This is a genomic window from Rhodococcus sp. Q1, from assembly GCF_004153645.1.
In the GTDB taxonomy this organism is placed as follows: domain Bacteria; phylum Actinomycetota; class Actinomycetes; order Mycobacteriales; family Mycobacteriaceae; genus Rhodococcus; species Rhodococcus gordoniae.
Window position 1 is genome coordinate 133466 of sequence record NZ_SDMJ01000002.1, and the last position, 26677, is coordinate 160142.

General features: G+C 69.6%; 25 protein-coding genes. 13 read left to right on the forward strand and 12 right to left on the reverse strand.

Annotation, left to right across the window (positions count from 1 at the left end; translation table 11 throughout):
- Positions 1-2 precede the first annotated feature (2 nt).
- Genes hisB through hisD form a run of 3 tightly spaced genes read right to left on the reverse strand, consistent with a single transcriptional unit; the run spans position 3 to position 3060 of the window.
- On the reverse strand, positions 3-617 hold the full coding sequence (gene hisB / locus EQ874_RS05450) for an imidazoleglycerol-phosphate dehydratase HisB (RefSeq protein ID WP_129976131.1): 615 nt from the start codon (positions 615-617) through the stop codon (positions 3-5).
- Positions 614-1741 (reverse strand): histidinol-phosphate transaminase, encoded by a 1128-nt coding sequence (locus EQ874_RS05455; protein WP_129976133.1) that lies wholly within the window; start codon positions 1739-1741, stop codon positions 614-616. Before EQ874_RS05455 ends, hisB begins: the two co-directional genes overlap by 4 nt.
- A complete protein-coding gene (gene hisD / locus EQ874_RS05460; protein WP_064062959.1) occupies positions 1738-3060 on the reverse strand; it encodes a histidinol dehydrogenase in 1323 nt (440 codons plus the stop codon). Before hisD ends, EQ874_RS05455 begins: the two co-directional genes overlap by 4 nt.
- Positions 3061-3181: 121 nt before the next feature.
- Between hisD and EQ874_RS05465 the strand changes: the two genes are divergently transcribed.
- The 4 genes from EQ874_RS05465 (at position 3182) to EQ874_RS05480 (ending at position 7137) form a co-directional block, all read left to right on the forward strand.
- Positions 3182-3565 (forward strand): helix-turn-helix transcriptional regulator, encoded by a 384-nt coding sequence (locus EQ874_RS05465; protein WP_129976135.1) that lies wholly within the window; start codon positions 3182-3184, stop codon positions 3563-3565.
- A gap of 123 nt (positions 3566-3688) precedes the next feature.
- Entirely contained in the window at positions 3689-5431 is a 1743-nt protein-coding gene (locus EQ874_RS05470) for an alpha/beta fold hydrolase (RefSeq protein WP_242496660.1), read from the forward strand.
- A gap of 108 nt (positions 5432-5539) precedes the next feature.
- Positions 5540-5950 (forward strand): hypothetical protein, encoded by a 411-nt coding sequence (locus EQ874_RS05475; protein WP_129976137.1) that lies wholly within the window; start codon positions 5540-5542, stop codon positions 5948-5950.
- Positions 5951-6018: 68 nt separating this feature from the next.
- Positions 6019-7137, forward strand: coding sequence for an alpha/beta fold hydrolase (locus tag EQ874_RS05480; protein WP_129976139.1), 1119 nt, complete (start codon positions 6019-6021; stop codon positions 7135-7137).
- 52 nt (positions 7138-7189) lie between these two features.
- On the opposite strand, the gene EQ874_RS05485 is transcribed toward EQ874_RS05480, so the two are convergent.
- The 4 genes from EQ874_RS05485 to nadA form a co-directional block, all read right to left on the reverse strand.
- Positions 7190-8632 carry a wax ester/triacylglycerol synthase family O-acyltransferase gene (locus tag EQ874_RS05485; RefSeq protein WP_129976141.1) on the reverse strand — a complete coding sequence of 481 codons (1443 nt, stop codon included), beginning with the start codon at positions 8630-8632 and terminating at the stop codon, positions 7190-7192.
- 197 nt (positions 8633-8829) lie between these two features.
- Complete coding sequence (gene nadC / locus EQ874_RS05490; protein ID WP_129976143.1) at positions 8830-9696, reverse strand: carboxylating nicotinate-nucleotide diphosphorylase; 867 nt, start codon at positions 9694-9696, stop codon at positions 8830-8832.
- Position 9697: 1 nt separating this feature from the next.
- Positions 9698-11293 carry an L-aspartate oxidase gene (locus EQ874_RS05495; RefSeq protein ID WP_129976145.1) on the reverse strand — a complete coding sequence of 532 codons (1596 nt, stop codon included), beginning with the start codon at positions 11291-11293 and terminating at the stop codon, positions 9698-9700.
- Positions 11290-12321, reverse strand: coding sequence for a quinolinate synthase NadA (gene nadA / locus EQ874_RS05500; RefSeq protein ID WP_064062954.1), 1032 nt, complete (start codon positions 12319-12321; stop codon positions 11290-11292). The genes EQ874_RS05495 and nadA overlap by 4 nt, the downstream gene beginning before the upstream one ends.
- 82 nt (positions 12322-12403) lie before the next feature.
- Between nadA and EQ874_RS05505 the strand changes: the two genes are divergently transcribed.
- Entirely contained in the window at positions 12404-13114 is a 711-nt protein-coding gene (locus EQ874_RS05505) for an NUDIX domain-containing protein (RefSeq protein WP_064062953.1), read from the forward strand.
- A 15-nt stretch (positions 13115-13129) separates the two neighbouring features.
- Here the strand turns inward: EQ874_RS05505 and EQ874_RS22860 are convergent, their stop codons facing one another.
- On the reverse strand, positions 13130-13270 hold the full coding sequence (locus EQ874_RS22860; protein WP_016934221.1) for a hypothetical protein: 141 nt from the start codon (positions 13268-13270) through the stop codon (positions 13130-13132).
- Positions 13271-13332: 62 nt separating this feature from the next.
- Positions 13333-13962, reverse strand: coding sequence for a TetR/AcrR family transcriptional regulator (locus tag EQ874_RS05510; protein WP_129976147.1), 630 nt, complete (start codon positions 13960-13962; stop codon positions 13333-13335).
- A gap of 110 nt (positions 13963-14072) precedes the next feature.
- Between EQ874_RS05510 and EQ874_RS05515 the strand changes: the two genes are divergently transcribed.
- A complete protein-coding gene (locus tag EQ874_RS05515; RefSeq protein WP_129976149.1) occupies positions 14073-15056 on the forward strand; it encodes an SDR family NAD(P)-dependent oxidoreductase in 984 nt (327 codons plus the stop codon).
- 27 nt (positions 15057-15083) lie between these two features.
- A complete protein-coding gene (locus EQ874_RS05520; RefSeq protein ID WP_026003309.1) occupies positions 15084-15650 on the forward strand; it encodes a DUF488 domain-containing protein in 567 nt (188 codons plus the stop codon).
- A 30-nt stretch (positions 15651-15680) separates the two neighbouring features.
- Here the strand turns inward: EQ874_RS05520 and EQ874_RS05525 are convergent, their stop codons facing one another.
- Positions 15681-15881 carry a hypothetical protein gene (locus tag EQ874_RS05525; RefSeq protein ID WP_064062949.1) on the reverse strand — a complete coding sequence of 67 codons (201 nt, stop codon included), beginning with the start codon at positions 15879-15881 and terminating at the stop codon, positions 15681-15683.
- Positions 15881-16894, reverse strand: a complete 1014-nt coding sequence (gene bioB / locus EQ874_RS05530) for a biotin synthase BioB (protein WP_016934226.1) — start codon at positions 16892-16894, stop codon at positions 15881-15883. The genes EQ874_RS05525 and bioB overlap by 1 nt, the downstream gene beginning before the upstream one ends.
- Positions 16895-17055: 161 nt before the next feature.
- Between bioB and EQ874_RS05535 the strand changes: the two genes are divergently transcribed.
- Genes EQ874_RS05535 through EQ874_RS05560 form a run of 6 tightly spaced genes read left to right on the forward strand, consistent with a single transcriptional unit; the run spans position 17056 to position 24941 of the window.
- A complete protein-coding gene (locus EQ874_RS05535; RefSeq protein ID WP_129976151.1) occupies positions 17056-17682 on the forward strand; it encodes a TetR/AcrR family transcriptional regulator C-terminal domain-containing protein in 627 nt (208 codons plus the stop codon).
- A 42-nt stretch (positions 17683-17724) separates the two neighbouring features.
- Positions 17725-19017: an SWIM zinc finger family protein gene (locus EQ874_RS23350; protein WP_129976153.1), complete on the forward strand. Its 1293-nt coding sequence runs from the start codon at positions 17725-17727 to the stop codon at positions 19015-19017.
- A complete protein-coding gene (locus tag EQ874_RS05545; RefSeq protein ID WP_129976155.1) occupies positions 19014-20414 on the forward strand; it encodes a DUF5691 domain-containing protein in 1401 nt (466 codons plus the stop codon). The genes EQ874_RS23350 and EQ874_RS05545 overlap by 4 nt, the downstream gene beginning before the upstream one ends.
- 47 nt (positions 20415-20461) lie before the next feature.
- Positions 20462-21589: an AAA family ATPase gene (locus tag EQ874_RS05550; protein ID WP_129976505.1), complete on the forward strand. Its 1128-nt coding sequence runs from the start codon at positions 20462-20464 to the stop codon at positions 21587-21589.
- Positions 21586-23787 carry a DUF5682 family protein gene (locus tag EQ874_RS05555; protein ID WP_129976157.1) on the forward strand — a complete coding sequence of 734 codons (2202 nt, stop codon included), beginning with the start codon at positions 21586-21588 and terminating at the stop codon, positions 23785-23787. The genes EQ874_RS05550 and EQ874_RS05555 overlap by 4 nt, the downstream gene beginning before the upstream one ends.
- The gene (locus EQ874_RS05560; RefSeq protein WP_129976159.1) at positions 23784-24941 is read left to right on the forward strand and encodes a VWA domain-containing protein; all 1158 of its coding nucleotides are present in this window, start codon (positions 23784-23786) and stop codon (positions 24939-24941) included. Before EQ874_RS05555 ends, EQ874_RS05560 begins: the two co-directional genes overlap by 4 nt.
- 37 nt (positions 24942-24978) lie before the next feature.
- On the opposite strand, the gene EQ874_RS05565 is transcribed toward EQ874_RS05560, so the two are convergent.
- On the reverse strand, positions 24979-26670 hold the full coding sequence (locus EQ874_RS05565; protein WP_129976161.1) for an MFS transporter: 1692 nt from the start codon (positions 26668-26670) through the stop codon (positions 24979-24981).
- Positions 26671-26677: the final 7 nt, after the last annotated feature.

Genomic DNA, 26677 nt, shown 5'->3' on the forward strand with positions numbered 1-26677 from the left:
TGTCAGAGACTGCCCTTCGTCGACGGGATGCCGGACACACGCGGGTCGGGTTCGACGGCCTCGCGCAGCGCGCGGGCGACCGCCTTGAACTCGGCTTCGGTGATGTGGTGCGGATCGCGGCCGTAGAGAACCCGCACGTGCAGTGCGATACGGGCGTGGAAGGCGAACGACTCGAACACGTGCCGGTTGATCACCGTCGAATAGGGCACGCCGGGATATCCCCCGATCACCGAGTGCACCATGTAGTCGGGTTCGCCGGTGAACACGCAGTAGGGACGGCCGGAGACGTCGACGGAGGCGTGCGCGAGGGTTTCGTCCATCGGGATGAAGCAGTCGCCGAAACGGCGGATGCCGCGCTTGTCGCCGAGGGCCCGGCCGAAGGCCTGCCCGAGCACGATCGCGGTGTCCTCGACGGTGTGGTGGGCCTCGATCTCGATGTCGCCCTGCGCCTGCACGGTGAGGTCGAACGAACCGTGCTGGCCGAGCGCGGTGAGCATGTGGTCGTAGAACGGGATCCCCGTGGAGATCTCGGTGCGACCGGTGCCGTCGAGGTCGATCTCGACGGTGATGCTCGATTCCTTGGTGGCGCGTTCGACGCGTGCGGTGCGGTCGCTCATCGGGTTTCCTCGATTTCCGTGGCCGCGAGCTTCTCGCTCACTCGCAGCAACTCGTCGTTCTCATGGGCCAGGCCGATCGTGGTGCGCAGGTAGCCGGGCATCCCGACGTCACGGATGAGCACCCCGTCGTCCAGATACCGCTGCCACGTGGCAGCTGCATCGGCGAAGCGGCCGAACAGGATGAAGTTGGCGTCGGACGGGATCACGTCGTAGCCGAACCGGGCGAGTTCGGCGGCGACGCGGTCGCGCTCGGCGGCCAGTTCCGCGACCGACGCGAGGGTGTCGTCGGCGTGCCGCAGAGCCGCGCGCGCGGCGGCCTGGGTGACGACCGACAGGTGGTAGGGCAGGCGCACGAGCAGCAGAGCCTCGATCACCGCGGGGGCGGCGGCGAGATAGCCGAGGCGCCCGCCGGCGAAGGCGAACGCCTTGCTCATCGTCCGCGAGACGACGATCTTCGCCGGGTACTCGTCGATCAGGCTCAGAGCGCTCGGCTGCGAGGAGAACTCGACGTACGCCTCGTCGACGATCACGATGCCGGGTGCGGCGTCGAGGATCACCCGCAACTCGTCGAGCGGGATGCTGTGTCCCGTCGGATTGTTGGGGCTGGTGACGAAGACGACGTCGGGCCGTCGCTCACGGATGGCCGCCGCGGATGCGTCGACGTCGAGGGTGAAGTCGTCGCGCCGGTAGGTGGGCAGCCACTCGGTCTGCGTGCCGTCGGCGATGATCGGGTGCATCGAGTACGACGGCACGAAACCCATCGAGGTACGCCCGGGACCACCGAACGCCTGCAGGAGCTGCTGCAGGACCTCGTTGGAACCGTTTGCGGCCCAGATGTTCTCGACTCCGATCGGGACCCCGGACGCCTGCCTGAGGTAGGCGGCGAGATCGGTGCGCAGCGCGACCGCGTCGCGGTCGGGATAGCGGTGCAGCTGCGTGGCCGCCTCGCGCACGGCCTCGGCGACATCGTCGACGAGCGCCTGCGTGGGGGGGTGCGGGTTCTCGTTGGTGTTGAGCTGGACCGGCACCGTCAGTTGCGGCGCACCGTAGGGCGACTTACCGCGCAGGTTCTCGCGCAGCGGCAGGTCGTCGAGGGTGATGCGGGCGCCGGGGATCCGGGTCACTTGAGCGCCTCGAATCGCAGACGGACGGCTTCACCGTGGGCGGGCAGGTCCTCGGCGTTCGCGAGAGTGATGACGTGACCGGAGACGTCCTTCAGGGCCGCCTCGGTGTACTCGACGACGTGGATGCCGCGCAGGAAGGTCTGCACGCTCAGGCCCGACGAGTGCCGGGCACAACCGGCGGTGGGCAGCACGTGGTTCGATCCGGCGCAGTAATCGCCGAGAGAGACCGGCGCCCACGGCCCGACGAAGATCGCGCCGGCCGAGCGCACGCGTGCGGCGACCGCGGAGGCGTTCTCGGTCTGGATCTCGAGGTGCTCGGCGGCGTACGCGTCGACGACCTTCAGGCCCTGCTCGATGTCGTCGACGAGGACGATGCCGGACTGGCTGCCGGACAGCGCGGTGGTCACACGCTCGCGGTGCTTGGTGAGTTCGAGCTGGGCGGCGAGCGCGGTGTCGACGGCGTCGGCCAGTTCGGTGCTGGTGGTGACGAGCACCGAGGCGGCCATGACGTCGTGTTCGGCCTGGCTGATGAGATCGGCGGCGACGTGCACGGGGTCGGCGGTGTCGTCGGCGAGGATCGCGATCTCGGTGGGGCCCGCCTCGGCGTCGATGCCGACCACGGCGCGGCACAGCCGCTTGGCGGCGGTGACGTAGATGTTGCCGGGGCCGGTGATCATGTCGACCGGGGCGAGTTCGGCGCCGTCGGTGTCGGTGCCGCCGTAGGACAGCAGTGCCACGCCCTGGGCGCCGCCGACGGCCCACACCTCGTCGACACCGAGCAGTGCGGCCGCGGCGAGGATGGTCGGGTGCGGCAGTCCACCGAAGTTCTTCTGCGGTGGCGAGGCGATGACGAGCGATTCGACGCCCGCGGCCTGCGCCGGAACGACGTTCATCACGACCGACGACGGGTAGACCGCGTTGCCGCCGGGCACGTAGAGGCCCACACGTTCGACCGGCACCCAGCGTTCTGTGACGGTGCCGCCGGGGACGACCTCGGTGGTGACATCGGTGCGGCGCTGGGCCGCGTGCACGACGCGCGTGCGCTCGACGGCCTCCTCCAGGGCGGCGCGGATCGCGGGTTCGAGTTCGGCGAGGGCGCGTTCGAGTTCCGCGGCGGGAACGCGCACCGTGGCGGGGCGGACCCCGTCGAACTTCTCGCAGTAGTCGAGTGCGGCCTCGGCACCGCGAGCGCGGATGTCGTCGACGACGGGACGGACCTGATGGAGCACCGCGTCCACGTCCACTCCGCCACGGGGCAGCGCGCCCCTGAGCTCAGCAGTGGTGGGAGTACGACCGCGTAGGTCGGTGCGGGCAAGCATGAGGTGTCCTCTCTCGCAGAACAGGGATCACCCCCTACTATCCCGCATCGAGTGGTGCCGTTCGAAGTTGCACCCGGGTGAGGTGTCTCTCGACACGGATCACCGTGCTTATGCTGTCGGCATGGACGAGGACGAGTCACGCCCGAGCACCTTGGGCGAATTGATCCGCCGCCAGCGTGAGCTCGCAGAACTTCCCATGCGTCAGCTCGCGTCGATGGTGGGCATCTCGAATCCGTACCTGTCGCAGATCGAACGGAACCTGCGGGCGCCGAGCGAGCGTGTGCTGCAAGCGATCGCCGACCAGTTGCACCTGTCCGCCGACACCCTCGCGGCCCACGCGCAGGCCGACGACGGAGCGGAGTCCGCGGTCCTGCGGGCGATTCGCGAGGATCCCGACCTCACCAACGCCCAGCGGCGGTCGCTCGAGGAGATGTACGAGGCATTCCGGGAGGTGACCGTCGCGCGCCGGCGGCGTGGCGGAGGACCCGAATCCGATCAAGAGTGAGCATTTTCACATCGAGTAGTGCCGAGGCCTGTTCGTCACGCAGCAATCCAGGTCAGCCCGATTTCGCGGCATGTGCGACGAACATGCAGGTAGCACGTACCTGGGGGTAAGGTGCGCGCCCTCGTGGGCGGTGTCAATCTCGGCTCCGGACCATCCACCCAGTTCTGGAGTTGCTCGGTGCTCAACCATCTGCAGAAGAAGCTCACTTCCTCGCTCGACCCGATCGGCTGGGGCCCGGCCGTCGCTTCGGTCGCCGGTCGCGCCGCGAAGAATCCGCGGGCCGTGGCGGAGGCGACCACGGACTACGCCTACCGTCTGGCGAACATCCCGGCGGCGGCGACGCGCGTGTGGAGTGCCCGCGATCCTCAGGCCCCGGTCGCCCCGGATCCGAAGGATCGCCGGTTCTCCGACGCCGCGTGGAAGGAGAATCCTGCCTACTTCTCACTACTGCAGAGTTATCTCGCCACCCGCGAATACGTCGAGGATCTCGCCGACGCCGGCGCAGGTGACCCGGTCCAGGACGGCAAGGCACGCCAGTTCGCGAATCTGATGTTCGACGCGCTCGCGCCGTCGAACTTCCTCATCAACCCGGGTGTGCTCGTGCGCGCGCTCGACACCGGTGGAGCGAGCCTGTTCCGCGGCGCGAAGTACGCCGTCGAGGATGTCGTGCACCGGAAGGGCCTGCCGCTCAAGGTCGACCGGGAGGCGTTCACTCTCGGCGAGAACATGGCCGCGACCCCGGGCACGGTCGTCTTCCGCAACGACCTGATCGAGGTCATCCAGTACGCGCCACAGACCGGCGAGGTGCACGAGATCCCGATCCTGGCCGCGCCGCCGTGGATCAACAAGTACTACATCCTCGATCTCGCGCCGCAGCGCAGCCTCATCGAGTGGGCCGTGCAGCACAACCGCACCGTGTTCGCGATCTCGTACCGTAACCCGGACGAGTCGATGCACGAGATCACGATGGACGACTACTACCGGCAGGGTGTTTCGGCGGCACTCGACGTCGTCGAGGAGATCACCGGGTCGTCACGAATCGAGGTGCTCTCGATCTGCCTCGGTGGCGCGATGGCGGCGATGACGGCGGCCCGGATGGGCAAGCTCGGCGACGAGCGGATCAGCGCGTTCACCATGCTCAACACGCTCCTCGACTACAGCGAGGTCGGCGAGCTGGCACTGCTCACCGACCCGGCGACGCTCGACCGCGTCGAGTTCCGGATGAGCAGGCAGGGCTTCCTCTCGGATAACGAGATGGCCGGCAGTTTCGACATGATCCGCGCGCGGGATCTGATCTTCAACTACTGGGTATCGCGATGGATGAAGGGCGAGAAGCCCGCCGCCTTCGACATCCTCGCGTGGAACGAGGACAGCACCCGTATGCCGGCGAAGATGCACTCGCATTACCTGCGGTCGCTGTACGGACGCAACGAGCTCGCGCGCGGTGTGTACGAGCTCGACGGCGAGGTCCTCGACCTCTCGGACATCACGTGCGATACCTACGTGGTCGGCGCGATCAACGATCACATCGTGCCGTGGACCTCGTCGTACAAGGCCACGGGGTTGCTCGGTGGCTCGGTCCGGTACGTGCTGACCAGCGGCGGCCACGTGGCCGGCGCGGTCAATCCCCCGAGCCCGAAGGCGTGGTTCGACGCCGTCGGCACCCCCGACGCAGACGAGCTGCCGAAGCTGCCCGAGGATCCGAAGGCCTGGGCCGAGAAGACCACCCGCACCACCGGTTCGTGGTGGGAGGACTGGACGGCATGGTCGGCGAAGCGTGCCGGTGACCTCGTCGCGCCGCCGGCGATGGGCAGCGCGCAGCATCCGCCCCTGTGCGATGCGCCGGGCACCTATGTCTTCGAGTGATATTGCGAGTTAGCTATCGTCTTGCTAACCTGCTAACAGCGCCGATCCGAGCGCACCCCACAGGGGAAGTTCCGCTCCCGTCACGAGCGCCCACGGAAGGTACACATCATGACCGCACCGACCAAGACCACCGCCGCGAACGCCGGCACCAAGGCCACCGAAGCCGCCACGAAGGCCGCCACCGAGGCCACCGCAACGGCCCAGCAGTCGGCCGAGAAGCTGACCTCGACGGCCGCCGCGGTCGCCGACAAGGCCGCCACCGAGTTCACCAGGACCGTCGACGAGGCCACCGAGCGCTTCCAGGAGTTCAACGCGAAGTTCATCGACGCTGCGAAGCAGAGCGGGAACCTCGGCGTCGACACCTACGAGAAGGCCGTCTCGAGCATCCTGGATCTGCAGGAGAAGGTCGCCGAGGCCACCCCCGTCGAGTGGGTCGCCGAGCTCACCAAGGCTCAGGTCTCCTTCGCTCGCGAGCTCACCACCACCGTCACGAGCACCGCTCGCGACCTCCTCAAGTAATCGACGACTCCCTCGATGCAGTTGTCGAACCCGAACACCGCATCAGCGGGCGTTCTCCGGTGCAGTGCATGCAGTCACTGACACCCGCCAGGATCGCCGCGGCCCCGATTCGTCTCGGGACCGCGGCGATCGCCGGTTGGAGCGCCTATCTCGCCGGCCTCGTACGACGCGGCGCCACACCGTGCACGTTGGTCTCCGACGCGAACCGGTACAGCCGGGCACTGACCTCGGCCACGCTGCCACGCTGGACCACGGACTGGCCGGTGGTGCGCCGGTGGTCCCTCGGCGGTCTGCGTGATTGCAGCACCTCCGACCCCGCACGCGACGAGATCCCGACGCTGCTGCTGCCGCCGCAGGCCGGCACCCATTCGTGCATCGTCGACCATTCCGCCGACCGCAGTCAGGTCGAAGCGCTCAGAGCCGGCGGTCTCACCCGTCTGCACTGTCTCGATTGGGCGCCCGCGACCACCGCCACGGACGATTGCTCGATCGACGAGCATCTGGCCGTCGTGGCCGACGCCGTCGCTCATCTCGGCGGCAGGGTGAACCTGATCGGCGACAGCCAGGGCGGGTGGCTCGGCACCGTCTACGCGGCGCTGCACCCCGGGACCGTGCACTCGTTGACCGTGGCGGGGGCACCGATCGACTTCCACGTCGACCAGCCCGCGCTGTCGGTGCTGGCCCATGCGCCCCGCACGGCGGCGGCCTCGACGATCGACTTCTGGTACGGGGCGGCGCGGGCCGTGGGGATGCCGACCACGGACCCGATCGGCGAGATCGAGCGTGCGATGACGCTGCTCGGCCTGCTCGACGACCCCGACGAGGTCGCGCGTTGGGAAGCCGAACGACACTGGTTCGCCTGGAAACAGGAGATCCCCTCGGCGTTCCGCGCATGGATCATGCGCCACCTGTTCGTGGGCAACGAACTCGTCGTCGGCACACTGAGGGCCGAGGGACGCGTCGTCGATCTCGCGGCCGTCGACTGCCCGGTCCATCTGATCGCCGGCTCCGCCGACCCGATCGCGACTCCCCGGCAGGTCACCGCGCTCGCGGAGTACGTGTCGACCCCGCCGCAGAGGATCACCACCACCGTCGCCGATGCCGGTCACATCGGGCTGTTCATCGGCCGCCGCACCCTCACCGAAGTGTGGACGCCGCACGCCCGCCGCGTGGCGGCGACGTCCTGACTCGTCCCGGGCCGTTCGGCGATGCGGCGCGACGATTCTCGAAACGACGCGGTCAGTCGTTCCCGGCGTCGCCCTCCCCGCTCCCCTCGTCGTCGACCTCCACCCGGACTCCGAGAGCGGATTCCAGGGCCCCGAGTTCGTCGTCGAGGTGATCGAGCAGCCGGGCGAGGTCCGGCACCGTGCGGCCGCACGCCGTCAGCCCGAAGGCGATCTCGTCGTCGGTACTCGTGCACGTGATGTTCAGCGCCTGTCCGTCGACGGGCACCGACAGCGGATACAACGCGTCGACGCGGGCGCCGTTCCAGTACAGCGGCGAATCGGGTCCCGGCACGTTCGAGACGATCACGTTGAACGGCGGACGTGGGAGCGCCCGGTTGCCGGTGAGCACCCCCACCGCAAGGGGTGCCACGCCCACCGCGCTCGTCGCGAGACGACCGAGCTTCGACATCGAATTCATCGCATGCTTGCCCTCGATCATCGAACCCCGCACGCGCGCAAGCCGTTCCACCGGGTCGGCGCACTGCGTGCCGAGCGTGCACATGAGAATGCCGATCTCGTTGCCCGACGAGTTCGTGCTCTGGCGCAACGACACCGGAACCATGGCGACCAGCGAATCGTCCGGCAGCGCATCGTGTTCGGTGAGGAACGCCCGCAGAGCCCCACCCGACAGTTCGAGGACGACGTCGTTGAGTGTCGCGTCGGCCGCCTTGGCCACCATGCGCAGGCGTTCGATCGGCCACGACCGGGCCGCGAACCTGCGCGATCCGGAGATCTGACGGTTGAGGATGGTGTTCGGAGCGCCCAGCGACAACGAACCCCCGCGATTGTGCAGTGCCCGGTCGACGGTGCCGACGAGCGCCGGGACCAGAGCCATCGCCTCGGACACCACGTTCACCGCGTCGTTCACCACGCCGGTCGCCGCACGGACGACCGCACCGGGGAACCCGATCGCGGTACCCATCGCCGAGCGGCTCGGCGACCGGGCGTCGTCGACCGCCCACGGCGCCGGCATGTCGGTGCGTTCCGGGTCGGTGCTGAGCGCGCGGCGCATCAGACGCATGGCCCCCACCCCGTCGGCGAGCGCGTGGTGGATCTTCACGTACAGGGCGTAGCGACCGTCTGCCAGCCCTTCGATCAGATGCATCTCCCACAGTGGTCGCGTGCGGTCGAGCAGCGAGGCGTGCAGGCGGGAGACGAGTTCCCACAGATCGTCCATCGTGCCCGGGGACGGCAGCGCGTTGAACCGGACGTGGTAGTCGATCGAGAAACGCGGATCGTCCTCCCAGGCCCATTGCCCGAGGGTGAACAGCGAGCGGGTGGGCCGCTTGCACCACAGCGGCCCGGCGGGTTCCTCACGGGCGAGCGCCTCGGCGAACATCGATCGCAGGTCGCTCGCGTCCTTGCCTTCCGGCGGCTGGAACAGAAGGAGACCGCCGACATGCATCGGGTGATCGCGCGACTCGCCGAGCAGGAACATCGAGTCGGTCGGTGCCATCGGTAACCGCATCGCGTTTCTGTCTTCCTCCCCCACACGGCACCGGCCACCACCGGAGCCCGCCCCCACGTGACCGGTCCCGGCACGTCGATGTGTGTCAGTTCTACCTCAGAAGACGCGAGCAAGGGGACCGTCTCACCGACGAATATTCCGGTGCCGCGTCCGAGTCGCCCGTCCGGCGACACGCGATCTACGCACTACATGTCCAGCCCGAAGTCGAGCACGGTCACCGAATGGGTGAGCGCGCCCACCGCGAGGAAGTCGACGCCCGTGCGTGCGTAGTCCGCGGCGACGTCGAGGGACAGGCCGCCGGAGGATTCGAGCCGCGTCTTCGGCGCGTGGGTGTTGCGCCGCTGCACCGCGATCTGCGTCTGCCACAGGGGGAAGTTGTCGAGCAGGATCAACTCGACGTTCTCGGCGAGTACCTCGTCGAACTGCTCGAGGGTGTCGACCTCCACTTCGCACGCGATGTCGGGAGCATGGTCCCGGACGGCGCGCAGCGCGGCGACCACCGAGCCCGCCGCGGCGACGTGGTTGTCCTTGATCAGTGCCTCGTCGCCGAGTCCCATGCGATGGTTGACACCGCCCCCCATCCGTACCGCGTACTTCTGCAGCGCGCGCATTCCCGGCAGGGTCTTGCGGCTGTCGCGGATCTTCGCTTCGGTGCCCGTCACCGCATCGACCCAGTGCGAGGTGGCCGTGGCGATGCCCGACAGGTGACACAGGAGGTTGAGCATCGTGCGCTCGGCGGTGAGCAGACCACGGGTCGGCGCCTCGACGGTCAGGACCGAATCCCCGGGCAACACCCGCTCACCGTCGGACCTGCGGTCGAGCACGCGGTAGTGATCGGCGCCGATGACCTCGTCGAGGACGAGCAGCCCGACGTCGAGACCGGCGAGGGTGCCGGCCTGCCGCGCGACCACCGAGGCGGTGGCGACGGCGTCGGCGGGCACGGTGGCGTCGGTGGTGACGTCCGGCCCGTAGCGCAGGTCCTCGTCGAGTGCCTTCCGGACCAGCTCGCGGGTTTCGGCGAGGTCGAGTCCGTCGGGCAGCACGGTGGTCATCTCAGTTGACTCCTGTCAGTTCCGGTGTGGTGAAGGACAACTCGCCGTTTCCATCGAGGCGTAGTTCGAGGCTGCGGGCCTGCGCGGGGTCGGTGTCCCGGTGGTCGCTGCGGGTGTGACATCCCCGCGACTCGGTGCGGCGCCGAGCCGCGAGCAGCAGTGCCCGCGCGGTGACGGTGAGCGCCGCGTCCTCGAGCCGATCCGCGTCGGCGCACGGTCCGGTCGTGCTCGCGCCGTCGAGTTCGACTGCGGCAGTGGCCAGCCCGTCGGCGTCGCGCACGACGAGCGCGTGCCGCGTCATGAGGTGTTGCAGACGCGCGCGGTCGCACACGGCCGAGACGACACCGGGAATGCCGGTGGACTCGGAGCGCAGCCCGGCCCGCTCGAGAACCGCAGCCGCTCCCGCCCTCTCTCCGAGCACGAGTCCTTCGAGAAGGCTGTTGGAGGCGAGCCGGTTCGCGCCGTGCAGGCCGGTGCGCGCCACTTCGCCCGCCGCGTACAAGCCGGGAATGCGGGTGCGGCCGTGCACGTCGGTGACGACACCCCCGCACGAGTAGTGCGCGGCGGGAGCGACGGGCAGCAGATCCCGGGCGGGATCGAGGCCTGCGTCGGCGCACATCGCCGTGATGGTCGGGAATCGGGTAGCGAACCCGCCGAGGTGACGAGCGTCGAGGTAGACGTGATCCTCACCGAGCGCGGTGAGACGCTCGGCGATGGCCCGCGAGACGACGTCGCGAGGCGCGAGGTCGCCGAGCGGGTGCACGCCCTCGGTGATCGAGCGACCGCGGGAGTCGACGAGGCGTGCACCCTCGCCGCGCACCGCTTCGCTGATGAGCGGCCGCCGTCCGGTGCCGCCTTCGGCGAACAGCACGGTCGGATGGAACTGGACGAACTCGAGGTCGGCGACCCCGGCACCGGCGGTCAGGGCCAGCGCGACACCGTCGGCGGTGGCACCGGGCGGATTCGTACTGCACGCGTACAGTTGCCCGAGGCCCCCGGTCGCGAGGAGCACGGCCGGCGCGTGGACGATGCCGAAGCCGCGGCCGTCGAGGACCAGAAGTCCGGTGACACCACGGTCGTCGGTGAGCACGCGGGCAGCGGCGGCACCGAACAGGACGGGCAGGCCCGCCGCGCCGAGAGCGCGTTGTGCCGCCGCGCCGAGGGCGCGCTGCACCTCGGCGCCGGTCGCGTCGCCACCGGCGTGGATGATGCGGCGGGTGCTGTGCCCTCCCTCGCGGGTGCGGGCGATGTCGCCGTCACCCCCGGTGTCGAAGACCGCACCGAGATCGCGCAGTGCGGTGACCGCATCGGGACCGGCGGTGACGATCGAGCGCACCGCGTCCTCCTCGCACAGCCCCCCGCCCGCGGCGAGGGTGTCGGCCACGTGGGCGTCGACGCTGTCGCCCACCGGCGCCACCACGGCGATACCGCCCTGGGCGTACTGGGTGGCCGTGTCGGTGGGGCCACCCTTGCTCACCGTGAGCACACGCGCGCCACGTCGGGAGGCGGCGCGCGCGGCCGTGAGGCCGGCGACACCACCCCCGACGACCACCAGGTCGGCGTGGTCCTCCCACGCGACCGTGATGGAGGTGGTCACTCGCCGCTGCCCGGGTTGCCGATGGCGATCATGCGCTGCACCGACAGGCGGGCCCGCTCGGCGACGTCGGCCTCGACGTGGACCTCGTCGCGTCCCTCCTGCAGGCAGCGCAGCAGCGCGGCGGGAGTGATCATCTTCATGTAGGGGCACGACGCGCGGTCGTTGACGGCCTGGAAGTCGATGCCGGGCGCGGCCTTGCGGAGCTGATGCAACATGCCGACCTCGGTGGCGACGAGGACCTGCTTCGCCCCCGTCTCACGGGCGGCGTCGATCATGCCGCCGGTGGACAGGATCTTGACCTTGTCGTCGGGCACGAAGCCCTCCCCGGCGAGGTAGAGCGCCGATGTCGCGCAGCCGCATTCGGGGTGGACGAACAGGTCGGCGTCGGGGTGCGCCTTGGCCTGGGCGGCGAGTTCGTCGCCGTTGATGCCGGCGTGCACGTGGCACTCTCCGGCCCAGATGTGCATGTTCTCGCGACCGGTGACGCGCTTGACGTGGGCGCCGAGGAACTGGTCGGGCAGGAACAACACCTCGCGGTCGGGGTCGATGGACGCCACGACGTCGACGGCGTTCGACGAGGTGCAGCAGATGTCGGTCAGGCCTTTGACCTCGGCGGTGGTGTTGACGTACGAGACCACCACGGCGTCGGGGTGGTCGGCCTTCCACTCGCGCAGCTGGTCGGCGGTGATCGAGTCGGCGAGCGAGCAGCCGGCTCGCTCGTCCGGGATGAGCACCGTCTTGTTCGGGCTGAGGATCTTCGCGGTCTCGGCCATGAAGTGCACACCGCAGAAGACGATGGTGTCCTCCTCGGCCTCGGCGGCGATACGCGAGAGCGCGAGCGAGTCGCCGACGTGATCGGCGACGTCCTGGATCGCGGGAAGCTGGTAGTTGTGCGCGAGCAGCGTGGCGTTGCGCTCACGGGCCAACCGACGGACCTCCTCGGCCCACTCCGGCGTCGCCTCGACGCCCGTGTAACCGCCGGGGCCGTCGACGATGGTGGAGGCTCCCGCCCACTCGGTCGTGGTCATGGCCTTGCTCCTTCGAGGGTGTCATCCCGGCGGGTTGTACCGGAATTTCCGTGTTCGAGGTTTTCGACTTAGGATCGAAAACATGACACATGGTAACACCCGTCACGAAGTGCTCATCGCCGTGTTCCAGGTTCGGCACTTCCCGGACGCCTCGGGAGCCTTCCGCGGCGAGCCCGAACTCGGGGTGTTGCTGTGGCAGCGGGCGCTCGATCCACAGGCCGGCACATGGTCGCTCCCCGGCGGACGACTACGCAGCGACGAGGACCTCACGACGTCGGCCCGGCGCCAGCTGGCGGAGAAGGTCGACGTCCGCAAGGTCGCGCATCTCGAGCAGTTGTCGGTCTTCTCCGACCCGACGCGCGTGCCGGGTCCGCGCACCATCGCGTCGACCTATCTCGGTCTGATCCCCCTGACCTCGGATCCTCAACTGCCGTCCGACACCGCCTGGCATCCGGTCTCGGATCTTCCCGACATGTCCTTCGACCACGGAGTGATGGTGACGAACGCCCATGCGCGCCTGGCCGCGAAGCTGTCGTACACGAACATCGCGTTCGGCCTCGCGCCGGCGGAGTTCTCCATGTCGACTCTGCGCGACATCTATTGCGCGGCACTGGGATACGAAGTGGATGCCACCAATCTTCAGCGGGTGCTGGCGCGGCGGAACGTGCTCACCCGCACCGGCAACACCGCACCCTCCGGAAAAGCGGGAGGCCGGCCCCCGGCGCTCTACCGCTTCACCGACTCCCGGCTGCGCGTGACGGACGAATTCGCCGCCCTGCGTCCACCGGTGTGAACCTCCCCGAGGAGGTCAGAAAGGCCGGCCCAGGATGACCTCGAGCAACTGCAGCGGCATCGTCAGGAAGGCCGAGCCGACGAACAACGCCGAGCGCAGCGGATCGCCCGCCAGATAACCTTCGCGGATCCATTCCAGAACGTCGACCGAACCCATGGTGCCCCTCCCCTGATCGTCATGTGATTCCGACGTGTGTGTCGGACAGGAGGAATCGTGCGTTACATGCTCGCGGACGGGATGCCCTCGGACGGACGCGTCAGGCCGGAGAGGACGGTCTCGACCAGAGTGCGGACGTAGTCGTTCGACGGGGGTTCGCCGGTGGCCGACCATTTCTGGGCGACAGGGGCGAACAGCATGTCCACGGCGACATCGAGATCGAGGTCGTCCGGCAGTTGCCCCGCACTCTGCGCGGCCCGGAGCCTGGCCTTCTTCATCTCCCGCATCGGCGTGTCGAGGCGGCATTCGTATTCCGCTGCGAGTTCGGGGTCTTCGAGCACCGCGACGGTCAATGCGCGCAGCGGGACGGCGAACTTGGGGTCCTGCAGCTCCGCCACGGTGGCCTGCAGCACCGCGATGAGGTCCGCGCGGAGGTCGCCGGTGTCGGGCAGCGCCGCCTCGTCCCCGGCATCGCCCTGCGTGTGCGCCAGATACGCATCGAGGAGCACGGCTCCTTTCGACGGCCACCAGCGATAGATCGTCTGCTTCCCCACGCCGGCCCGGACGGCGATCGCCTCGATACCGAGTTTCGAGTAGCCGACCTCGGCGACCAAGTCGAAAGCGGCATCGAGGATCGCTTTCCGCGAGGCGGGGTTCCGCCGGGAGTTTCCGGGTTCGGGGCGCGCGGGCATGGGTCGACGATATCGCATCGAGACGAGACGTTGCGTCTTGACAGACATCCCTCGAAGGGTCATTCTCGGATGAACGAGACGGACCGTCTCGTATCGATCAGGAGGTATGCATGACGATCCGACCGACGACCGCGTACCCCGCCACCCCCGGCATGCGTCCCCGCACCTGGTTGATCACCGGCGCGAGCCGCGGCCTGGGCAGGGAGTTCGTCCGCGCCGCGCTGTCGAGCGGTGACAACGTCGTGGCCGTCTCACGATCGATCGGGTCGGCCGATCTCCCCCGGGATCCGGGGCGCCTCCTCCGGCTCCCGGCCGACGTCACCGACCGCACGGCGGTGTTCGCCACTTTCGACAGGGCGCGCGACCGTTTCGGAGGCATCGACATCGTCGTCGACAATGCGGGCACCATGGCCTACGGATTCGTCGAGGAGTTCACCGAGGAGCAGGCGCGTGCGCAGTTCGAGACGAACTTCTTCGGAGCGATGTGGGTCAGCCAGGCCGCCATGGCGGCCTTCCGCGGTCGAGGACGCGGGCATCTCGTGCAGATCTCGAGCATCGGGGGCGTACTGAGCGGGCCCGGCACAGGGCTCTACAGCGCGAGCAAGTTCGCCCTCGAGGGACTCAGCGAAGCACTGGCCGTCGAGGCCGCGCATTTCGGCGTCGACGTGACGATCGTCGAGCCGGGCGGCTACTGGACCGATCTCTACAGCACCATGACGGTGAGCACTCCGCGATCGGACTACGACTCCCTGCGAGCCGAGCTCGAGAAGCAGAGCGCGTCCACGAGCATCGACAGCCACCCCGCCCTGGCCGCGCGGGCACTCCTCGCGGTCGTCGACGCCGACCGACCGCCGCGACGCATCGTCCTGGGCAGCGCCGTCCTGGACGCGGCCGTGGCCGCCACCCGGGAGAAGGTCGCCACCTGGCTCGAATGGGAATCGGTGAGCCGGGCCGCGGAGGACCCCGTACCGGCACCGGAATCCGTGAGTGGGGAACGATCCGCGATCCGGAATGTGCGAACCATGTGTCCGGTGGACCCAGATCAGGTGGTCCCGACCGGAGCGCGACGGAGCCGAGAAACTACGCGTGGGTGACGCACACGAGATGAGACGATGGGCACCATGAGTGCCGACTCCCGTGTCCTGTGGACCATCGGCCACTGGACGTGTCCGCAGTCCGTCCTGCTCGACACACTGACTTCGGCGGACATCGACGTCGTCGTCGACGTACGGAAGATGCCCGGCTCACGCCGCAGCCCGCAGTTCGACGCCGACGAGATGCCGTCCTGGCTCGACAGCGCCGGGATCGGCTACCTGCACCTCACCGAACTCGGTGGCAGGCGGCCGAAACGGAAGGACGTCGATCCGGCGATCAATGCGGGATGGAAGAACGCGAGTTTCAAGAACTACGCCGATTACACGCTCACCGACGACTTCGAGGCCGGACTGCGACGCCTCACCGAACTGGCCGAGCACCGGCACGTCGCCATCATGTGCGGTGAGCCGATGCCCTGGCGCTGTCACCGCCTGTTGATCGCGAACACCCTCACCGCGCGGGGATGGGCCGTCGTCCATCTCGTCAACAACGCGACACCGCGCCCGCACGAACTGGGACAGTGGGGTGCGACGCCCTCGGTGGGTCCCGATGGCGTGGTCACCTACCCCGGGGAGTCCGGCGACGATTCGTGAGCGCTGCCACTCGTCACCGCTGTTCGCTCGTCACCGCTGTTCGCTCATCACGGAGTCGACGGTCCCGTGGCGCGAACACCGCGCCCACCATCCGTCCGGTGCGATCTGCACGATCATCCGCCGGCCGCACTGCGTGCAGAACCGCGGCGGTTCGAGGCCGAGCTGCACTGCTGCGGAATGGGTTCGGACCGTCCCGTCGACGATCGTTTCGCCGGTGAACGGATCGAACATCAGATCGTCTCGCCCAGGGCCTTGATCGGCATCTTCAGTTCGCCGAGCAGATCGAGGTCGGTCTCCGCGGGCCGGCCGAGCGTGGTGAGGTAGTTGCCGACGATGACGGCGTTGATCCCGCCGAGGATCCCCTTCTGCGCGCCGAGGTCGCCGAGCGTGATCTCGCGGCCGCCGGCGAATCGGAGGATGGTGCGCGGCAACGCCAGCCGGAAGGCCGCCACGGCCTTGAGCGCCTCGGTGGCGGGCAGCACCTCGAGGTCCCCGAAGGGAGTGCCGGGGCGCGGATTGAGGAAGTTCAGCGGCACCTCGTCGGGTTCGAGCGCCGCGAGGTCGGCTGCGAATTCGGCTCGCTGCTCGACGGTTTCACCCATCCCGAGAATGCCGCCGCAGCACACCTCCATACCTGCCTCGCGCACCATCCGCAGCGTCTCGAAGCGCTCCTCCCAGGTGTGGGTGGTGACGACGTTCGGGAAGTGTGAGCGGGCGGTCTCGAGATTGTGGTTGTAGCGGTGCACGCCCATCGCGACGAGCCGGTCGACCTGATCCTGGGTGAGCATGCCGAGCGAGCACGCGATCTGGATGTCGACCTCGTTGCGGATCGCTTCGATGCCGGCCGCGACCTGCGCGAGGAGTCGTTCGTCGGGTCCGCGCACGGCCGCGACGATGCAGAATTCGGTGGCTCCGGTCTTCGCGGTCTGCTTCGCGGCCTCGACGAGTGACGGGATGTCGAGCCGGGCGGCGCGCACCGGGGAGGCGAACAGGCCCGACTGTGAGCAGAAATGGCAGTCCTCGGGGCAGCCGCCGGTCTTGAGGCTGATGATCCCCTCGACCTCCACCTCCGGTCCGCACCACGCCATGCGCACGTCGTGGGCGACCGCCAGAAGATCGTCGATGCGATCGTCGGGCAGCTGCAGGACCTCGAGGGTCTGGTCGCGGTCGAATCCGATTCCGCGGGCGAGCACCTGGTCGCGGGCGATGTCGAGGATGTCGGTGCGGGCGGGCGCCTGGGTCACTGCCGTCTCCTGGGGTGGCGAGAACTTGAACGTCGTTCAATTGAACAGCGTTCAGGTTAGAGCGAACCGTCCGATAGTGTCAAAGGCACGAATCCATCGGTTCGGATCCCCGGCGGAGCGGTACCGCCGCGGACGGCAGGAGAATCAGGAGCGAAGAAGCAGTGCAGTTGCGACGCGGCGACGTCCTCGACGGCGCCATGGCGATCCTCGACGAGTACGGACTCGGCGACCTGACGATGCGCAAGCTCGCATCGTCGCTCGGCGTCCAGCCCGGCGCGCTGTACTGGCACTTCCCGAACAAGCAGACCCTGCTCGGGGCTATGGCCGACCGCATCCTCGACGGTGTCGACGAACCTCCCGCAAGCGACGCCTGGGACGGCGCGCTCGCCGAACTCGCGCACCGTTTCCGCGCCGCGCTGCTCGCTCACCGCGACGGCGCGGAACTCGTCGCGTCGAGCTACGCATCGCGGCTCACCACCTCCCGGGCCCGCGACGCCTTCGTGGGGACCGCCGGACGTGCCGGCCTGTCGCAGGCATACGCCGAGCTCACCGGCTACGCGCTGCTGCACTACGTGCTCGGCCACACCGTCGACGAGCAGTCCCGCGCGCAGCTCGAGGAACTCGGCGCGCTCACCCGCGCTCCCCTCTCCCCCGATGTCGCGACCGAGCAGCCGGCCGAGGCCGACGACGACCTGCTCGACGGCGATCCCGCCGTCCGGTTCGAGTTCGGTCTGCAGTTGTTCGTCGACGGCATCCGCGCACGTCTGGAGACCCGTGCGACATCCTGATCCCGCCACTCCTGTCGGACCCGTCTCCTATCTTCGACGCTCGTGACCGCACCCTGGACCCTCCAGCAGATCAACGCCGTCGCACCCGATCCGTCCTCGATGACGGCTGCGCGCGGCGTCGCCTCCGCATGGCTCGAAACCGGTCACGACGACGCAGCTCTGTGGGGCCTGTGCCGCGGCCGCGGCACGACGCCGTACCGCACCGCGATCGATCCGAGGGCTCCCGCCTACTCGTGCACGTGCCCGAGCCGGAAGCTGCCCTGCAAGCACGCCCTGTCGTTGCTCGTGTGCTGGTCGGAGGGCGCCGTGCCCGCCGGGAAGGCGCCCGATTCCGTCACCCGCTGGCTCGCCTCCCGCGCCGCGTCCACCGCACTGCGCGCCCCCGCGGACGACGAGCCGGTCAGGACCCCCGACCCGGCGACCGCCCAGCGTCGCGCGGAGCGGGTCGCGGCAGGACTCGAGGATCTCGACCGCTGGCTGACCGACCGGATCAGGCACGGTCTCGGGGCGGTCGACCACGGCTACGAGACCTACGAGACGATCGCCGCCCGCATGGTCGATGCCCAGGCCCCCGGTGCGGCCTCCGCGCTGCGCGCACTGGCGACCGTCGTGACCGACGAAACGGATTGGCCCGCCAGATTGCTCACCGAATACGCGCGTCTGCACCTGATGGCCGTCGCGTACCGGCGGCGCGACGAACTGCCCCGGCCGCTCCTGTATTCGCTGCAGACCCATCTCGGTTTCGGTACCCGCAGCGAGGAGGTGCGTGCCGAACCGGCCGTGCGCGACCGGTGGCAGGTCCTCGCGGTGCGTGTCACCGAGGAGAGCCGGATGTTCACCCGCAGGACGTGGTTGCGCGGACGATCGAGCGGCCGATGGGCCATGGTTCTCGATTTCGCGCACGGCACAGCACGTTTCGGCACACCGATCCCCTTCCCGGGTTCGCTCGTCGACGCCGATCTGCACTTCTGCCCAGGCGCCGCCCCGCTGCGTGCCATGCTCGGCCGGCAGCACGGCGAGGCCGAGCCGTTCACGACACTGCCCGCCACCGGACTCGACGCCGCGCTGGGCGAGTACGCCCGCATGCGTGGGTCCGACCCGTGGTTGCGCACCTGGCCCGTGTTGCTCGACGCAGTCACTCCCACCCCCAGCGAGGACGGCTGGTACGTCGTCGACCCGTCCGGACGGGCACTGCCGCTGGCCGGAGACGACGACAGCCGCTGGCGGCTGCACACGGTCGCGGGTGGCCGTCCGGTGACGGTCTGCGGCGACTGGGACGGAACCACTCTCACCCCGGTGTCCCTGTTCACCGAAGGACAGGTGCTGACCTGGTGACCGCGTTGCCCGAATCGCTGACGACCGCAGCACTTCTCGGCACGGCACGCTCCGCGCCCGAGTTCGACGCGCTGCACACGGCCGACGCCGCGGGCCGACTGGCCGGAGACCCCGCGGCGACACTGCTCGCCGCTGTCGCACTGGAGGCGACCTTCCTCACCGCAGCGACCGCGCCCGTGGTCCGCGAGCTGCCGTCACCGGCCCCGGACGACGACCGTCCCGTCCTGCCCGGCGCCGCTGCCGAACGCCTGCGCGCACTGCTCGCCGTCCGCTCCCCGCTGCTCGACGAGTGGTTCGAGGTGGCCGCCCGATTTCGCGCGTCGCACGACGTCGTGGTCGATCTGCTGACCGTCGCGACCACCGACGCGGTGCACCGCGACCGGCTCGTCGCGCTCACCGGCACACGGGGACGCTGGGTGGCCGCACGCAACCCGGAATGGGCCGAACTGCTGCCTCCCCACCCGCTCGACGACACACCCTGGCACGCCGGCCCACCCGCCCGGCGCCGCCGGTGGTTCGAGACGCTCCGCACGCACGACCCGGCGGCGGCCACCGCGACACTCGCGGCATCGTGGGGCGCGCAGACCGCCGCCCAGCGAGCCGAGTTGCTCGCCCTGCTCGCGGTGAGGCTCGGCCCGCACGACGAAGCCCTGCTCGAACGCGCACTGGACGACCGCAGCCGCAAGGTCCGCGCCGTGGCGCTCGAGCTTCTTCCGCGCCTGCCGGATTCCGCCTTCGCGCAGCGTATGGCCGAGCGGGTGCGGCAGTGGCTGCTCGTCGACGGCTCGACCGTCACCCTCGCCGTCCCCGACCGGCCGGACGAGAGCGCACTCCGCGACGGTCTCTCCGACGGTCCGGTCCACGATCTGCTGATGGCGGCAGTCGCGGCCGCTCCGCTGTCGGTGTGGCACGAGCACGCCCGGGCCACGGTGCTGCCGGAGTTCGACGTCGACGACACCGTCCGCACCGCGTTGACGGCCGCGTGGGGCCGTGCGGCGGTCCGGCAGCGCAACGGTGAGTGGGCTGCCGCATTGCTGCGACGCGACGGCAGCGTCGACGCGGACGTCGCGCGGGTCGTCCCCCTCGACGTCCTGCTCATGCACCTGCGCGAGGCGCCGGCGTCCGCGATCCTCGACGACGCGCTGCTTGCCGCCCTCCCCGCGCCGTGGCCGCGTGATCTCGCCGAGAAGGTGCTCACCGCGCTGTACACGAAGTCGACGACCACCCGTGTCGTCCGCGACGTCCTGATCCTGCTCGCCCGCCGGGCCCCTTTCGATCTCGCCGACCTGCTGGCCGACGCCGCGAACCGCACCGACGACCTCGGTCGTCTGCACCTGTTCGCCAGTGCAGCCGACACCCTGACCCTGCGCAAGACGATCCACGAGGAGCTGAGTTGACCGACACCGAGTCGACCCCCGCAGTTGTCGGCATCGATGAGCCCGAGGTGTCCGGCCCCACCGGGTCCGGCACGCCCGATACCGCCGCGCCCGATACCGGCCTGCTGCGTCCGCACGCCGAGCAGCAGTACGCGCACGAACTCGCGGTGCTCGCGCGACTCGACGACCGGCCGCGCCCACCGTCGTGGCAGCTGTCGCCATGGGCGGTGGTGACCTACCTGCTCGGCGGTGAACTGGCCGACGGCACCGTGATCAGCCCGAAGTACGTCGGTCCGCGCCGGTTGATGGAGGTGGCCGTCGCCACCCTGGCGACCGACCGGGCACTGTTGCTGCTCGGCGTGCCGGGCACCGCGAAGACCTGGGTGTCCGAGCATCTCGCCGCCGCGATCAGCGGTTCGTCGACCCGGCTCGTGCAGGGAACAGCGGGCACGACCGAGGAGTCGGTGCGCTACGGCTGGAACTACGCGCGGCTGCTCGCCGAAGGGCCGAGCTCCGCCGCGCTGGTCGCCTCCCCGGTCATGACGGCGATGCGCGACGGCGCCGTGGCACGTATCGAGGAACTCACCCGCATTCCCGCGGACGTGCAGGACGCGCTGATCACCATCCTGTCGGAGAAGACTCTGCCCGTCCCCGAACTCGGCACCGAAGTGCAGGCGACGAAGGGGTTCAACGTCATCGCCACCGCCAACGATCGCGACCGCGGGGTCAACGACCTGTCGTCCGCGCTGCGCCGACGGTTCAACACCGTCGTGTTGCCGTTGCCGGCGAGAGAGGAGGACGAGGTCGCGATCGTCACCCGCCGCGTCGAACAACTCGGCGCCGCACTCGAACTGCCCGCCGTGCCCGCGGCCGCGGAGGAGATCCGCCGCGTCGTCACGGTGTTCCGCGAGCTGCGCAGCGGCGTCACCACCGACGGCCGCACCAAGCTGAAGTCCCCGTCGGGCACGCTGTCCACCGCCGAGGCGATCTCGGTCGTGACGGGTGGTCTGGCACTGTCGGCGCACTTCGGCGACGGCGTGCTGCGTCCGTCCGATGTCGCGGCCGGCATCCTCGGTTCGGTGGTCAAGGACCCGGTCTCCGATCGCGTCGTCTGGAACGAATATCTCGAGGCCGTCGTCCGGGAACGCGGCGACTGGACCGACTTCTACCGGGCGTGCCGGGAGATCACCGGGTGACCGACGCTCTCTTCGACCGCGCGGATGCGCCCGCGGAGATCCGGGTCTTCGGCATCCGGCACCACGGGCCGGGTTCGGCGCGCGCGGTCCTGCAGGCACTCGCAGAGTTCGAACCCGACACCGTCCTCATCGAGGGTCCGTCGGACGCCGATCCGGTACTTGCGCTCGCCGCGGCCGACGACATGGTTCCGCCGGTCGCACTGCTGGCCTACGCTCGCGACGAACCGGCGCGGGCGGCGTTCTGGCCGGTCGCGGCCTTCTCGCCCGAGTGGCAGGCGTTGCGCTGGGCGTATCTGCACGACGCGGACGTGCGGTTCTGCGACCTTCCGGCGGCGATGTCGCTCGCCGCCGAACGCGAGGTCGGCGACCGCGCGACCGACGATCTGCTCGGCATGCTCGCCCGCGCCGGCGGCTACGCGGACTTCGAGCAGTGGTGGGACGCGGTGGTCGAGCACGGCACCGCACAGGCCTTCGACGAGATCACCGACGCGATGCGGGCGCTGCGAGAGGACGTCGGGATCGACGACCACACCGCGCGACGCGAGGCGCACATGCGGCAGGTGCTGCGCGCGACGGTCAAGGCCGGGGCCCGCGCGATCGCTGTGGTGTGCGGGGCGATGCACGCCCCCGCACTCACCGGCCGGCTCGGACCGGCCGCGCCCGACGCGCGTCTGCTCAAGGGCCTACCCAAAGTGAAGACCACCCTCACCTGGGTGCCGTGGAGCCACTCCCGGTTGTCGTTGTCGTCGGGCTACGGCGCCGGCATCACCTCACCCGGCTGGTACCACCACCTGTTCACCCAGCCCGCGGACACGACCGCGCGCTGGTTCACCCGCGTGGCCCGTGTTCTGCGCGAGGAGGATCTGCCCGTCTCGAGTGCCCACGTCATCGAGGCGACGCGCCTCGCCGACACGCTCGCTGCGCTGCGCGGTCGCGCGGTGGCCGGACTCGACGAGGTCGTCGAAGCGACCCGATCGGTGCTGTGCGACGGCGACGACGTCCTGCTCGACCTCGTCACGCGGCGGCTCGTCGTCGGGGAGGCACTCGGATCCGTCTCCGAGGACACCCCCACCGTCCCGCTCGACACCGACCTGCAGCGACAGGCGAAGTCGTTGCGTCTCAAGCGGTCCAGCGAAGCGAAGAACCTCGATCTGGACCTGCGCCGGGAAATCGACGTTGCGCGGTCGCGACTGCTGCACCGGCTGGCGCTGCTCGGGATCGACTGGGGTACGCCCACGCAGAGCGAGGTGCGCTCGACCGGCACGTTCCGCGAAACCTGGACGTTGCGGTGGGAGCCCGAGTTGTCGGTGGCGATCGTCGAGGCGTCCCGGTGGGGCACGACGGTGGGATCCGCCGCGGGTGCCACGGTGGCCGACCGTGCCGCTCGCTCCGGGATCGCGCTCGCCGACCTCACCGAACTCCTCGAACGGGCGTTGCTCGCCGACCTACGCACCACGATCCCGTCGCTGGTGAGGGCGATCGACGCGGCGGCCGCTCTCGATCACGATGTGCTGCACCTGATGAGCGCACTACCGACCCTCGTGCGGACCGTCCGTTACGGCGACGTGCGGGGCACCGATCTGTCCTCCCTGGACCACGTCTGCGACGCTCTGCTCGCGCGTGTCTGCGCCGGCCTCCCGGCGGCGGTCACCGGTCTCGACCACGACGCCGCCGATGCGCTGCGCACCGCGATCGACGGCGTGCATCTCGCGCTCGCGTTGCGCGAGGACCCGACCGCGACCGTCCGGTGGCTGGACACGCTGACATCGGTGAGCGAGCGCGACGACGTCGACGGTCTGCTCGTCGGCCGCACCACCCGGATGCTGCGCGACGCCGGCCGGCTCGGCGAGCACGATGCGGCCGTGCGGGTCGCGCGAGCGTTGTCCGTGGGGTCACCCGCGCCCGCGAAAGCGCGCTGGATCGACGGTTTCCTCGGCGGCGGCGGGCTCCTGCTGGTCCACGACGGCGCCCTGTTCGATCTCGTGGACGGCTGGATCAGCGGACTCACCGACGACGATTTCGTCGACGTCCTGCCCGTCCTCCGACGCACCTTCGGGTCCTTCGCCTTCGGGGAGCGACGCCTGCTCGGGCAGACGGTGCGCGGTGAACGCACCCGTCGCACGGAGGCACCGCCCGCGGTGGACCGCGGCCGGATCGCCCTGACCGCCACCGCGTCGATCCTGGGAGTGTCGGCATGACAACCGAATCCGGAGACACCGAACGTCTGCGCCGCTGGCGGCTCGCACTCGGTGAGGCCGCCGAGGACTCCACGGGCTCCCTGTCCTCGGCCGACGACACCGCCATGGACGCCGCGCTCGCCGCCCTGTACGACACCGCGCCGGGCGACGGCACCGCGCCGCGCACCGCCGGTCTCGGCGCATCCGCGCCCCGGGTGGCACGCTGGCTCGGCGACATCCGCACCTACTTCCCCACGTCCGTCGTCCAGGTGATGCAGCGCGACGCGGTGGATCGGCTCGGGTTGACCCGGCTGCTCCTCGAACCCGAGATGCTCGAGGCCGTCGAACCGGACGTGCACCTGGTGGGCACGCTGTTGAGCCTGAACCGTGTGATGCCGGAGACCACCAAGGCGACGGCACGCACGGTCGTCGAGAAGGTCGTGCGTGAGATCGAGGCCCGCATCGAGCAGCACACCCGTACCGCCGTCACGGGTGCACTCGACCGGTCGTCGCGGACGTCGAATCCGAAGCCGCGCGACATCGACTGGGACCGCACGATTCGTGCGAACCTCGCCCACTACCTGCCGGAGCATCGCACGGTGGTGCCCGAGAAGCTGGTGGGCTACGGGCGTCGTTCCCGGGCGGTGAAACGCGATGTGGTGCTCGCGGTGGACCAGTCCGGGTCGATGGCGTCGAGCGTCGTGTACGCGTCGGTGTTCGCGGCGGTCCTGGCCTCGATGCGGGCGTTGCGCACGTCGCTGGTCGTCTTCGACACCTCCGTGGTGGATCTGACCGACCTGCTCGCCGATCCGGTGGATGTGCTGTTCGGCACCCAGCTCGGTGGCGGCACCGACATCAATCGGGCGATCGCCTACAGCAGGTCGCTGATCACCCGGCCGGCCGATTCGCTGTTCGTGCTCATCTCCGATCTGTACGAGGGCGGTATCCGCGCCGAGATGCTCTCCCGTATCCGGGAGATGGTCGGGGCAGGTGTGCAGGTCGTGGTGTTGCCGGCCCTGTCCGACGACGGGGCGCCGTCCTTCGACCGCGACAACGCGGCGGCGCTCGCCGCACTCGGCGTGCCCGTCTTCGCGTGCACACCCGACCGTTTCCCGGAGCTGCTCGCCGTCGCGCTCGAACGGGGCGACGTCGGGCGCTGGTCGCAGTCGAGGTGAACGCCGGACCGGCCCCGAACGGCGTGACGGCCCGGGATCAGCGGGCCGGTTCGCCGGAGGAATCGGCCTGCGCGTCACCGTCCTCCTCGGCGTACCGGGCGAGCAGCGCCGTCTCGGCCGTGTGGGAGGGGAAGGCGAAGGCCACCAGTGCCGCTCCGATCAGCACGATGGCGATCGCGGCGGTGTAGGCGCGGGTGTCGCCGTCGAGGAACGCCGTGCGGGCGGCCGCAATGATCTGTGGCGCGTACTGCGGATAGTGCTCGCTGATGCCGACGGCGCCCGCGAACGACTTCTCCAACGCGGTCTCGGTCTGCTCGTCGACCGACGCGGCCTGCGGACTCGCCGCGATCGTCGCCGCGAGCGAGGCCGAGTATCCGGCCGTGAGCAGCGCGCCGAGGATCGACTGGACGATCGCTCCACCGAGGTCGCGTTGCAGATCGGCCGTGCCGGAGGCCATTCCGGCGCGGGAAACCGGCACCGATCCCGTGAGCGAATGCGAGGCCGGGGTACCGGCGAGACCGACACCGGCTCCCAGGCACATGTATCCGAGGGCGATCACCCAGTAGTGCGCGTCCTCGTCCCACAGAATCAGCGCGACGACGAGTCCGGCCACGATCGCGACGTAACCCGACAGCAGGGTGAAACGAGAACCGCGAGACCCGACGAGTTTCGCCGACTGCGGTGCCACCAGCACCATCACGAATGCGGCGGGCAGCGCCGCCGATCCGGCCGCGAGCGTCGAGTAGCCGAGCACGTTCTGCAGGTACTGCTGGCTGATGTACATCGTTCCCATGAGGGTGCCGAACACGATGATGCCCGCCACGGCCGCGACCCAGAACACCCGGCGCCGCGCGACGCGCAGGTCGAACAGGGGATTCGCCGCGCGCAGCTGGCGCATCACGAAGAGGATCACCGCGACGAGAGCGATCACGAGGGCGGACACCGCGATGGTCTCCATCCCGTCGACGGGCACGAAATTGATGCCCAGGACGAGCGAGCCGACGAGCACCACCGAGACGATCCCGCCGAGATGATCGACCGGCTCGGTCGACTCGTTGACGTGACTCGGCACGAACACCCAGGTCGACACAAGGGCGATCAACGCCAGCGGGATCGTCACGAGGAAGACCGATCCCCAGAAGAACTGTTCGAGCAGGGTGCCGGCGACGAGCGGGCCCAATGCGGTGAGACCACCCCCGATCGACGACCACAGTGCGATCGCGCGGGTCCGTGCTGCGCCCGACCACAACGCGGTGATCAGCGCCAGGGTGGTGGGGAACGCCAGACCGGCGGAGACGCCGCCGAGCACCCGGGCGGCGAACAGCACATCGACGTTCGGTGCGAACCCGGCGACCGCCGAGGCGGGCACCGACAACGCCATGCCGGTAAGGAGCATCGTCTTGCGCCCGTAGCGGTCGCCGACGGCCCCGAGGTACAGCACCGACGCAGCGAGGCCGACGGAATAGCCGACCGCGACGAGATTCAGTTCGGTCTGGCTCGCGTCGAACGCTTTCCCGATGTCGGGTAGCGCCACGTTCGCGACGGCGAGGTTCAGGTTCGCCACTGCGGCGACGAGGATCAGCGAGGCCAGCACCAGGCTCGCCTGCGCAGGACGACCGTCCTCGGGTGGGGTCACGGACACATAGTGCGCGCTCGGGCCGCTGTCCTGCGCGGTTTCCGACGGGTTTTCACCTTGCCCATCCTGCCGGGTTAGGATCACCTCACTCATTGTTCGA

Coding starts and splice junctions, on each gene's coding strand:
- hisB (WP_129976131.1), bottom strand. CDS start 617: ATGAGCGACCGCACCGCACGCGTCGAACGCGCCACCAAGGAATCGAGC.
- hisD (WP_064062959.1), bottom strand. CDS start 3,060: ATGCTTGCCCGCACCGACCTACGCGGTCGTACTCCCACCACTGCTGAG.
- EQ874_RS05465 (WP_129976135.1), top strand. CDS start 3,182: ATGGACGAGGACGAGTCACGCCCGAGCACCTTGGGCGAATTGATCCGC.
- EQ874_RS05475 (WP_129976137.1), top strand. CDS start 5,540: ATGACCGCACCGACCAAGACCACCGCCGCGAACGCCGGCACCAAGGCC.
- EQ874_RS05480 (WP_129976139.1), top strand. CDS start 6,019: ATGCAGTCACTGACACCCGCCAGGATCGCCGCGGCCCCGATTCGTCTC.
- EQ874_RS05485 (WP_129976141.1), bottom strand. CDS start 8,632: ATGGCACCGACCGACTCGATGTTCCTGCTCGGCGAGTCGCGCGATCAC.
- nadC (WP_129976143.1), bottom strand. CDS start 9,696: ATGACCACCGTGCTGCCCGACGGACTCGACCTCGCCGAAACCCGCGAG.
- nadA (WP_064062954.1), bottom strand. CDS start 12,321: ATGACCACGACCGAGTGGGCGGGAGCCTCCACCATCGTCGACGGCCCC.
- EQ874_RS05505 (WP_064062953.1), top strand. CDS start 12,404: ATGACACATGGTAACACCCGTCACGAAGTGCTCATCGCCGTGTTCCAG.
- EQ874_RS22860 (WP_016934221.1), bottom strand. CDS start 13,270: ATGGGTTCGGTCGACGTTCTGGAATGGATCCGCGAAGGTTATCTGGCG.
- EQ874_RS05510 (WP_129976147.1), bottom strand. CDS start 13,962: ATGCCCGCGCGCCCCGAACCCGGAAACTCCCGGCGGAACCCCGCCTCG.
- EQ874_RS05515 (WP_129976149.1), top strand. CDS start 14,073: ATGACGATCCGACCGACGACCGCGTACCCCGCCACCCCCGGCATGCGT.
- EQ874_RS05520 (WP_026003309.1), top strand. CDS start 15,084: ATGAGTGCCGACTCCCGTGTCCTGTGGACCATCGGCCACTGGACGTGT.
- EQ874_RS05525 (WP_064062949.1), bottom strand. CDS start 15,881: ATGTTCGATCCGTTCACCGGCGAAACGATCGTCGACGGGACGGTCCGA.
- EQ874_RS05560 (WP_129976159.1), top strand. CDS start 23,784: ATGACAACCGAATCCGGAGACACCGAACGTCTGCGCCGCTGGCGGCTC.
- EQ874_RS05565 (WP_129976161.1), bottom strand. CDS start 26,670: ATGAGTGAGGTGATCCTAACCCGGCAGGATGGGCAAGGTGAAAACCCG.